This is a genomic window from Pseudomonas sp. TWR1-1-4 (assembly GCF_049897165.1).
Classification (GTDB): Bacteria; Pseudomonadota; Gammaproteobacteria; order Pseudomonadales; family Pseudomonadaceae; genus Aquipseudomonas; species Aquipseudomonas canadensis.
Genome location: NZ_JAFCVS010000011.1, coordinates 70,736 through 80,612, shown reverse-complemented (window position 1 = coordinate 80,612; position 9,877 = coordinate 70,736). Strand labels below are relative to the sequence as shown.

Genomic DNA, 9,877 nt, shown 5'->3' with positions numbered 1-9,877 from the left:
ATGCCGGTTTAGCCGCCCCGCGCCATGGATGGCGCGTGGCGGCGGCCCCCCAAATCCCTGTCGGATTACGGGCACACCGAGCCTAGGCGAGGTGCCGAGTGTTGGGGCAAGAGCCCTTTTGGTTACTTTTGGGGCTCTTTTCCAAAAGTGACCCGCCGTAAGGGCGGAACCAATACCAGCCATCACCCCAATAACGGATATGTACCCAACCCAACCCAATTGGTCACCCATTCTTCCCCCAAATTGGATATTCCCCCTCCAAGGCCCGATGACTAACCTAGCCATCAATCCCCACTGCCCTGGAGCACCCCCATGCAAACCCGTACCGATTTCTACACCGCCTCCCCAGACGCCATGAAAGCCATGCTCGCCCTGGAAGCCGCCGTCGGCAAGCTGTCCATCGAACTGCCCCTGCTGGAACTGATACGCCTGCGCGTCTCGCAGATTAACGGCTGCGCCTTCTGCCTCGACATGCACACCGCCGACGCCCGCAAAGGCGGTGAAACCGAACGCCGCCTGTACACCGTCTCCGCCTGGCGCGAAACGCCGTTCTTCACCCCGCGTGAACGCGCCGCCCTGGCCTGGGCCGAGAGCCTGACCCTGATCAGCCACACCCACGCCCCGGACGAAGACTTCAACACACTGGCCACCGAGTTCAGCCCGCAGGAGCAGATCGACCTGAGCGTGGCCATCACCACCATCAACAGCTGGAACCGGTTGGCAGTGGGCTTTCGCAAGATGCCAAAGTAAGGCTCAACCTGATTTGAAATAGCCCCGTGGCGTGGTGCCGGTCATTCCCTTGAAGAAGGCGATCAATGCGCTGTCGCTGGCAAAGCCCAGCTCAAAGGCGCAGTAGCCGATACTGCGCCCGGTGGCGAGCAACTCGATGACGCGCATCAAGCGCCACTGCTGGCGCCATTGCTGATACCCCAGGCCGGTTTCCCGCAGGAAGATCCGGCCGATGGTCTTGGTGCTGGCGCCAACCTGCTTTTCCAGTGCTTGCAGCATGGGCGGCAAGCGCTCGAGATGGGCCAGCAATGGTGCCAGGCGCTTGTCCTGCGGCAAGGGCAGGAGCATGCGTTGCTCGGCCGCACCCTGGATTTCCTCCAGGCACAACGCCAGCAAATGGGCATATCGGCCGGTGTGCCAATCAGTCTCGAAGGGGGCCATGGCCATCGGTTCCAGCACCGCGCGCAACAAAGCGCTCACTTCGATCACCCGCACCTCTGTCGGCAACAGGGTCGCAACGGCCGGGCTTACGTACACCGAGCGGTAATCTACCGTCTTGCTCATCACCGCACGGTGACGCACACCGCAAGGTATCCACGCCGCGCGGGTCGGTGGCAGCAGGCACAGTTGATTGTCCAGGGTAATGCGGGTGCAGCCTTGTTGGGTAAACAACAGTTGACCACGCCGGTGGTGATGCAGGCCGGAGTCGTGGTCGCCGAGAAGGGCGGTAATGCCGATGACGGGAGCCAGGTGGCTGTCAGGGTCGAAGGATGCGTCGGCGGCGAGCCATGCCATGGTCTGTCCTGATGTTTCAGGACAGCTGGCTGTTCGTGGGGCCGATGCTGCTGGTGGTTCTGGCGTTCGGCATGGCGATTCCCAACGTGCTGGGGGCGGCATTGGTGGGTTATCAAGACCGCCTTGGCACCGCTGCGGCCGTTTTTGGCTTGCTCTATTACCTGGCGATTGGCGCCGGGTTGACCCTGGTTACCTGGGCTCAAGACCTTGGCTGGAGCCTGTTGACGTGCGGCCTGGCGGCGCTGTGGCTGGCAGCGCCGCGTGTGTTCAGAAATTGACCGAAGCACTCAGTCGCGCCGTCAAGGGCGCGCCCTGGAACAGGTAGTCATCGCCCATGTATTCGCCCGCGTCGCGCCAGTAGCGCTTGTCGAACAGGTTGTCGACGCTCAGGCGGAACACCGTCTCATAGCCGCTCACTTTGGTGGTGTAGCGGCTGCCGACGTTCACCACTGCGTAATCCCCCACCTCCACATTGCCGCTACGGTTGGCGTACTTCTTGGCGCTGTATTGCACGCCGCCGAGTACCGCCAGGCCGTTCACCCAAGGCAATGCATAATCGGCATACACACTGGCGCGCAGCTTGGGCACGTTGATCGCTTGGTGGCCCTCATAGTCCGCAGTCCCGCTGCCGGTCACCCGTGCACGAATCACCGCCACGCTGGTTGCGATCTGCAGGCGCTCGGTGGCCCAGCCATTGGCCGACAGTTCCAGGCCGGTGTTCTTTTGCTCGCCCTGTTGCACATAGTCGAATTGGCCAGTGCCGTCCGGCTTGGCGTATTGGTAGGCCTGGCGGGTCTGGAATACAGCGGCGGTGAAGCTCATGCGGCGCCAGTCGTATTTCACCCCGGCTTCGATTTGACGTGAGGTGGTGGGGGCCAGGGTTTCGCCGTCGTTGCGGGTCGTCCAAGGTGCCTCACCGCCCAGGGACAGGCCTTTGCTGTAGCTGGTGTACAGCGACACATTTTCCACTGGTTTGTAGATCAACGACGCCTGGGGCAGAAATTCGTATTGTTGGGTATGGCGTTGCTGATTGCCGTTTTGGTCGAAGGCTTTTTCATCCAGGCGCACTTCACGGCCGCCGAGGATGGTTTGCCATTGCTCGTTGAAGCGGATGCGGTCCGTTACGAACAGGCCATATTGGCGGCTGTCGAGACGCCGGTGCTTGTCGTTCAACGGCACGTCGGTGGGGGTGAAGGTCGGGGCGTCGACGTTGATGTTGGCGCTGCCGATGTATTCGTTGACCGACTTGCGCTTGTCGACCACTCGGCGAAATGCGCTGGTGCCAACGGTCAGTTCATGGCCCAGGCTACCGGTGTCGAACAGCCCAGTCATGGCCGCCTGCACTTCGTCGTCACGGCGGGTGTCGTCGGGGCTGCGGTAGTCGTAGATGTCGTAGTCGCCGGTGGGGCTGAAGAAAGCAGTGCCGCAATCGGTCACATAGAAGCAGCCATAGGCAAACGAGCTGTAATCATCGATCACCACCTTGCTGCGCGCGGCGCTGACACTGCCTTTCCACTGATCGCTGAAGCGATACTCGAACTTGCCGTTGAGGTTCAGTGAGTCAATGCCCACTTGCTTCGACCCGCTCTGGTGGCCCAGCAGTTTTTTCGGCGAAGCATCGTGGGGAACTTGTGTGCCGCCCAGTAACTGGTAGCCCGGCACCGAACGCTGTTGCTTGTTCTGGTATTCCGCATCCAACTGCAACACCGCATCGGGGCTGATGTTCCAGTCGAACGCCAGGGACACAAAATCGCGCTGGCCATTGGCCTGTTCCACATAGGCGTTGAGGTCTTCATGGGCCACGTTGGCGCGCAGGCCGAATTGCTGCTCGCTGCCAAACCAGCCGCCCACGTCGGTGGCGATGTAGCCGCTGCCGCGATCGTCGGTGGAGACGGTCACTGAGCGCACGTCTTCCGGGCGCTTGGTCACGTAGTTGATCACGCCGCTCGGCTCGGAAATCCCGCTTTGCAGGCCGGCCAGGCCCTTGAGCACTTCGACCTGCTGCTTGTTTTCCAGGGCGACGTTCTGCTCGCCCGTGATGGTGCGCCCGTTGATCTTGTAGCTGCTTGCCGCGTTCAGCGAGAAGCCGCGGACCACGAAGTTTTCGTAATAGCCGATGGGCGCATAGCTGTCGCCCACCGAGGCGTCGTTGCGCAGCACTTCGCTGAGCAAGCGCGCCTGCTGGTCCTTGATCAGCGCAGCGTTGATCACCGTGATCGACGCCGGAGTGTCCAGCAGCGGCGCATCATCGAAGCCGGCCACCGAGGCGGTTTCACTGCGATAGCCGGACTCTTCCTGGCCCTGGACGTTCACCGCCGGCAGTTCGATTTCAGCCGCCAGGCTGCTGCCGATGCCGCTGCTGAGCAGCAGGCCGAGGGCGAAACGTGAGGAAGCGACGGGACGAAAACGCAAAACCATGGGGCAGGGCCTTAAAGCGCGGGCGGGGGGCGCATAAGCTAGGCATAAGCGTGGTCTTTTACAAGTCTGCTGCTACGAGGGCGTACTGCGCTTCAGGGTTTCGCTCGGCAGTTCCTTGAACAACGCCCGGTAACTGTTGGAAAACCGCCCCAGGTGCCAGAACGACCAATTCATCGCCACCTCGGCCACAGTAGAGTCCGGTGAACCCAGCAACTCACGCCGCGCCCCGTTCAAGCGGCGCAACCTCAGCCATTGCGCCGGGCTCATTCCGGTGTAGGTCTTGAAGCCCTGTTGCAACTGACGCAGTGGCACGCCGGCAATGTGCGCCAGTTCCAGCAGGTTGACGGTCTCATCCGGTGCATCCGCGGCCCATTCGCCGATGCGCGCCATCAACCGGCGTTCTTCGCTGCGTCGCTGCAACGAGTGGCGGTCCAGGCACACGCAGGCGTTGTCGAGGATGAACAGGCAATCGTCCAGTAACTGTTGGGTGAGAGCGTCACGGCTGGCGGGGTCGATTTCGGCGGACAAGCGGGTGAGGGTGCCACTCAGCCAGCGGCTGAACAGCCCATTCTGCTGGCAGGTCAACGGTGCCATGAACAGGCCTTCGAGCTTCGCCACATCCAGCCCATGGCGCTGCACGAATTGCGGCCCGAACACCACCGCCACTTCACGGTAGTTTTCCGGGGTGATCCAGGTGTTGTGGCTTTCGCCGTTGAGCATATACAGCGCGTTGTCGCTGCCGTCGAAACAGAACGCCAGGGAGCCGGCGGGCGCGTTGAAATGCTGCTCCACGCGGGTGTTCATGCACTCTTCGTACACCTCCACACCCTGCAAATCCAGATAGCGGATTCGCCCGGCAAAATGCCCTGGGGACATCTGCTGGTACTGCTGCACCCAACCGGGTGTCGCATTGCATTGAGCGGCCACATCACCGGTGGTGAAGGCCTGTACGCGCAAAGCTGTTGCCTGTGTCATGGGTAACCTGGGCGCACTCTATTGGTGCGTTGTGGTTCGTGCAAAGTGGATAGATGCCGCAGGGGCGGCGCATCAAGATAGACCTCAATGCGCCAGGAGTACAAGCCGGCGCATGCACCCAACCCATGACGAGGTCCTTATGAACGCCCCCTTCGATCAGCTGTCCGCCTGGCTGAAAGAACACAAGATTACCGAAGTCGAATGCGTGATCAGTGATTTGACTGGCATCGCACGCGGCAAGATTGCGCCTACCAACAAGTTCCTGCATGAGCGAGGCATGCGCCTGCCGGAAAGTGTGCTGCTGCAAACGGTAACCGGGGACTTTGTCGACGACGAAATCTACTACGACCTGCTCGACCCGGCCGATATCGACATGGTCTGCCGCCCGGTGTCCAATGCCACGTATGTGGTGCCGTGGGCGATTGAGCCCACCGCGATTGTGATCCATGACACCTTCGACAAGCAGGGCAACCCCATCGAACTGTCGCCGCGCAACGTGCTGAAGAAGGTCCTGCAGCTCTACACCGATCAGGGTTGGCAGCCGATCGTCGCGCCGGAAATGGAGTTCTACCTGACCCAGCGTTGCGAAGACCCGGACCTGCCGCTGAAAACTCCGATAGGCCGCTCCGGCCGCGCCGAAACCGGGCGTCAGTCGTTTTCCATCGATGCCGCCAACGAATTCGACCCGCTGTTCGAAGACGTCTACGACTGGTGCGAAGCCCAGGGCCTGGACCTCGACACGCTGATCCACGAAGACGGCCCGGCGCAGATGGAAATCAACTTCCGCCACGGCGATGCCCTCGACCTGGCCGACCAGATCACTGTGTTCAAGCGCACCCTGCGCGAGGCCGCGCTCAAGCACAACGTAGCCGCGACCTTCATGGCCAAGCCGGTGGCTGACGAGCCGGGCAGCGCCATGCATCTGCATCAGAGCGTGGTCGACATCGCCACCGGCAAACCAGTGTTCGTCGACGCTGATGGCAACAAGAGCCAACTGTTCCTTCACCACATCGGCGGCTTGCAGAAGTACATTCCCAAGCTGCTGCCGATGTTCGCGCCCAACGTGAACTCGTTCCGCCGCTTCCTGCCGGACACTTCGGCGCCGGTCAATGTCGAGTGGGGCGAAGAAAACCGCACCGTCGGCCTGCGCGTGCCCACCTCCAGCCCCGACGCCATGCGTGTGGAAAACCGCTTGCCCGGCGCCGATGCCAATCCCTACCTGGCGATTGCCGCTAGTCTGCTGTGTGGCTACCTCGGGATGATTGAGCAGATCGAACCCAGTGTGCCGGTGGAAGGTCGCGCCTATGAACGCCGTAACCTGCGCCTGCCGTTCACCCTCGAAGATGCGCTGGCGCGCATGGAGGATTGCGACACGGTCAAACAGTACCTGGGCGACAAGTTCGTGCGGGGCTACGTGGCGGTCAAACGTGCCGAACACGAAAATTTCAAGCGGGTGATCAGTTCCTGGGAGCGTGAGTTCCTGCTGTTGAGCGTCTAAAAAAACCAAAAAAGGGGTGTCGATATGCGTCTTGTGAAACAGCTTCTCCCGCTGGCCCTGGTGGCCGCGTTCAGCAGTGCCAGCCAGGCGGCGCCGACGGTCAGCGTCTATAACTGGACCGACTATATCGGGGAGACGACCTTGGCCGACTTCCAGGCCAAGACCGGGATCAAGCCGATCTACGACGTGTTCGACTCCAATGAAACCCTGGAGGGCAAGTTGCTCGCCGGGCGCACCGGCTACGACGTGGTGGTGCCGTCCAACCACTTTTTGGCGCGCCAGGTAAAGGCCGGTGCGTTCCTCAAGCTCGACCGCGCGCAACTGCCCAACTTCAAGAACCTCGACCCCAAGTTGCTCAAGCTGTTGGAAAAGAATGACCCCGGCAACGCGCACTCGGTGCCGTACCTGTGGGGCACCAATGGCATTGGCTATAACGTCGACAAGGTCAAGCAGGTGCTGGGCATCGACCATATCGATTCATGGGCGGTGCTGTTCGAGCCCGAGAACATCAAGAAACTCAACCAATGCGGCGTGGCCTTCCTCGATTCGGCGGACGAGCTGTTCCCGGCGATCCTCAACTACATGGGCAAGGACCCGCGCAGCGAGAATCCCGAGGACTACAAACAGGCCGAGGCCAAGCTGCTGACGCTGCGACCGTATATCACGTACTTCCATTCCTCCAAGTACATCTCGGATTTGGCCAACGGTGATATCTGCGTGGCCTTCGGTTATTCCGGCGACGTGTTCCAGGCCGCCAACCGCGCCAAGGAAGCCAAGAATGGGGTGAACATTGCTTATTCGATTCCCAAGGAAGGCTCCAACTTGTGGTTCGACCTGCTGGCGATTCCCGCCGACGCGAGCAACCCGAAAGAAGCCCACGCGTTCATTAACTATCTCCTCGACCCTGAAGTGATCGCCAAGGTCAGCGCCTCGGTGGGGTATGCCAACGCCAACCCGGCCGCCAAGGCCTTCATGGACCCGGAACTGGTGAACAACCCCGAGGTGTACCCGCCGCAGGAAGTGCTCGACAAACTCTACATTTCCACCACGCCGACCCCGGCGACCATGCGCCTGATGACCCGGGCCTGGAGCAAAGTGAAGACCAACAAATGATGCAGTCGACTGACCACGCCCGGTCCTACTACCGGGCCACGGCCAACGCCCTGACGGAGCGCCCCGCATTGGGCAGCGACCTGACCGCCGATGCGTGCGTGATCGGCGGCGGGTTCACTGGCGTGAATACCGCCATCGAACTGGCCCAGCGCGGGCTTTCGGTGATCCTGCTGGAAGCCCGGCGCATCGGCTGGGGCGCCAGCGGGCGCAACGGCGGGCAGTTGATTCGCGGTATCGGCCATGACGTGTCGGGCTTCGCCAAGTACGTTGGCGAGGAGGGCGTGCGTTACCTGGAGCGCGCCGGTATCGATTCGGTGGCGTTGGTGGGCGAGCGTATTCGCGAGCACAACATCGACTGCGACTTGCGCTGGGGCTTTTGCGAGTTGGCCAATACGCCGACGCAGTTCGCGGCGTTCAAAGGTGAGCAGGAGCACTTGGCGGCGATGGGGTATGCCCACGAAACACGCCTTGTGGGTCCGCAGGATATTCAGCAAGTGGTGGGCTCGTCGGTGTATGCCGGCGGCCTGGTGGACATGGGCTCCGGGCATCTTCACCCGTTGAATCTGGTGCTGGGTGAAGCGCAGTTGGCCGAGTCTCTCGGGGTGCGGATCTTCGAGCACACTGAGGTGCTTGAACTGATCCACGGCGACACGGTGCAAGTGCGCTGCGCAGGCGGCACGGTACGCGCCGACCACCTGGTGCTGGCCTGCAATGCCCATCTGGAGGAACTGGAACCGCGCCTGAGCGGCAAGGTGCTCCCGGCGGGCAGCTACATCATCGCCAGCGAGCCGTTGTCGGAAGATGTGGCCAACCAGTTGATCCCGCAGAACCTTGCGCTGTGCGACCAGAAAGTCGGCCTGGATTACTATCGATTGTCCGCTGACCGCCGCCTGCTATTCGGCGGCGCCTGCCATTACTCCGGCCGCGATCCGGTGGACATCGCCGCGTATATGCAGCCGAAAATGCTCAAGGTGTTCCCGCAACTGGCCCATACCGCCATTGAGTTTCAGTGGGGCGGCAAGATCGGCATCACCGCCAACCGCTTCCCGCAGGTGGGGCGCCTGAAGCAGTACCCGAATGTGTTTTATGCCCAGGGCTATTCCGGGCATGGGTTGAACGTGACCCACTGGTGCGCAAAGTTGCTGGCCGAAGGTATCCACGCCGGCTACAGCACGGGCCTGGATATTTTCAGCCAAGTGCCACACATGACCTTCCCTGGCGGGAAAGCGCTGCGCTCGCCGCTGCTGGCGTTGGGGATGTTGTGGTACCGAGTGAAGGAGTGGGTCTAGCACAATTCACTGTAGGAGCTGGCTTGCCAGCGATTAGCGGTGGTTCAGTCGACGCATCCGGTGGATGACCTGCCGCCTTCGCTGGCAAGCCAGCTCCTACAGGTGGGGGTTCAATGTGTGAGCACTTTGCGGAAGGTTTCCACCAGTGGCCGCAAGTTGATCCGATGCCACGCCGCCCACAGCGGCGTGGTATAGCTCAGCCACGGCAACTCCCGCAACACCACGCCGGGCGGGGCATTGCGGCTCAGGCCCTTTTGCACCATTGCCACGCCCAGGCCCGAAGCCACCAGGCCCAACGCGGTAAACGGTTCACCGGCTTCCATGGGGATCTGTGGGGTGAAGCCGGCGCGAATGCAGGCGGCAACAAAGTCGTCAGTTGGATGCGCGCCGGGTTTGCGTTGCACGCCGATCCATTCCTGATCGGCCAGATGCTCGGGCAGCAGCTCGCTTTGGCGTGCCAGTGGGTGGTGTTCAGGCAGGGCCAGCAGCATCGGGTCATCCAGCACTTGCCGCGCGATCAGGTCCGGGTCATCGGCGGCCGGTGGTTCGCCAACCAATGCGATATCCAGGCTGCGTTGGCGCAGACCTTCCAGCTGTTCGAGAGACGGCAGGTTATACAGCTTGATATGCACGGTGGGGCGGTCGTCGCGCAGGATGCGCAGGGCATTGGGCAATACACCGGCATGCATGGCGTTTTCGATATAGCCGATGCACAGCCCACCTTCTTCACCGCGGCCCAGGCGCTTGCCCAGGGATTCCAGGCGATTGGCGTGGGTCAGCAGCGCTTTGGTTTCAGCCAGGAAGGTCTGGCCGTCACGGGTCAGGCGGATGCGTTGCTGGCTGCGTTCGAACAAGGTCAGGCCCAAACGCTCTTCAAGCTGGGCTATCTGCCGGCTCAGCGGCGACTGCGAGATGTGCAGGCGTTCGGCTGCACGGCCGACGTGTTCTTCTTCGGCGACCACTTCGAAGTAGCGCAGTTGGCGGAGATCGATCATGTTAGACCTACGAGGACTCAAGTTGGTCGCAGTATGTCTTGGACGGTCCGATCTCTGCAATCTAG

Annotated in this window: 8 protein-coding genes and 1 pseudogene; 5 read left to right on the top strand and 4 right to left on the bottom strand. The window is 61.7% G+C overall.

From position 1 onward, the window contains the following. Nucleotides 1-312 precede the first annotated feature (312 nt). A complete protein-coding gene (locus tag ACP7C6_RS29175) occupies nt 313-750 on the top strand; it encodes a carboxymuconolactone decarboxylase family protein (protein ID WP_028615837.1) in 438 nt (145 codons plus the stop codon). A 3-nt stretch (nt 751-753) separates the two neighbouring features. On the opposite strand, the gene ACP7C6_RS29170 is transcribed toward ACP7C6_RS29175, so the two are convergent. Continuing rightward, on the bottom strand, nt 754-1,524 hold the full coding sequence (locus ACP7C6_RS29170) for an AraC family transcriptional regulator (protein ID WP_426109590.1): 771 nt from the start codon (nt 1,522-1,524) through the stop codon (nt 754-756). A gap of 5 nt (nt 1,525-1,529) precedes the next feature. Here ACP7C6_RS29170 and ACP7C6_RS29165 point away from each other — a divergent pair. After that, nucleotides 1,530-1,802, top strand: a pseudogene (locus tag ACP7C6_RS29165) (MFS transporter); the annotation flags it as partial. Here ACP7C6_RS29165 and ACP7C6_RS29160 read toward each other — a convergent pair. Both ACP7C6_RS29160 and ACP7C6_RS29155 read right to left on the bottom strand, forming a co-directional pair. Further along, a complete protein-coding gene (locus ACP7C6_RS29160) occupies nt 1,792-3,942 on the bottom strand; it encodes a TonB-dependent siderophore receptor (RefSeq protein ID WP_426109589.1) in 2,151 nt (716 codons plus the stop codon). The pseudogene ACP7C6_RS29165 and the gene ACP7C6_RS29160 overlap by 11 nt on opposite strands. Before the next feature lie 72 nt (nt 3,943-4,014). After that, nucleotides 4,015-4,917 carry a helix-turn-helix domain-containing protein gene (locus tag ACP7C6_RS29155; RefSeq protein WP_426109588.1) on the bottom strand — a complete coding sequence of 301 codons (903 nt, stop codon included), beginning with the start codon at nt 4,915-4,917 and terminating at the stop codon, nt 4,015-4,017. A 139-nt stretch (nt 4,918-5,056) separates the two neighbouring features. Here ACP7C6_RS29155 and ACP7C6_RS29150 point away from each other — a divergent pair, with 139 nt between their 5' ends. Genes ACP7C6_RS29150 through ACP7C6_RS29140 form a run of 3 tightly spaced genes read left to right on the top strand, consistent with a single transcriptional unit; the run spans nt 5,057 to nt 8,817 of the window. Next, nucleotides 5,057-6,415: a glutamine synthetase family protein gene (locus ACP7C6_RS29150; RefSeq protein ID WP_068934205.1), complete on the top strand. Its 1,359-nt coding sequence runs from the start codon at nt 5,057-5,059 to the stop codon at nt 6,413-6,415. 24 nt (nt 6,416-6,439) lie between these two features. Next, nucleotides 6,440-7,528 carry a polyamine ABC transporter substrate-binding protein gene (locus ACP7C6_RS29145; protein WP_028615843.1) on the top strand — a complete coding sequence of 363 codons (1,089 nt, stop codon included), beginning with the start codon at nt 6,440-6,442 and terminating at the stop codon, nt 7,526-7,528. Further along, nucleotides 7,525-8,817, top strand: coding sequence for an NAD(P)/FAD-dependent oxidoreductase (locus ACP7C6_RS29140; protein ID WP_426109587.1), 1,293 nt, complete (start codon nt 7,525-7,527; stop codon nt 8,815-8,817). Before ACP7C6_RS29145 ends, ACP7C6_RS29140 begins: the two co-directional genes overlap by 4 nt. Nucleotides 8,818-8,927: 110 nt before the next feature. On the opposite strand, the gene ACP7C6_RS29135 is transcribed toward ACP7C6_RS29140, so the two are convergent. Further along, nucleotides 8,928-9,812 carry a LysR substrate-binding domain-containing protein gene (locus tag ACP7C6_RS29135; RefSeq protein ID WP_028615845.1) on the bottom strand — a complete coding sequence of 295 codons (885 nt, stop codon included), beginning with the start codon at nt 9,810-9,812 and terminating at the stop codon, nt 8,928-8,930. Nucleotides 9,813-9,877: the final 65 nt, after the last annotated feature.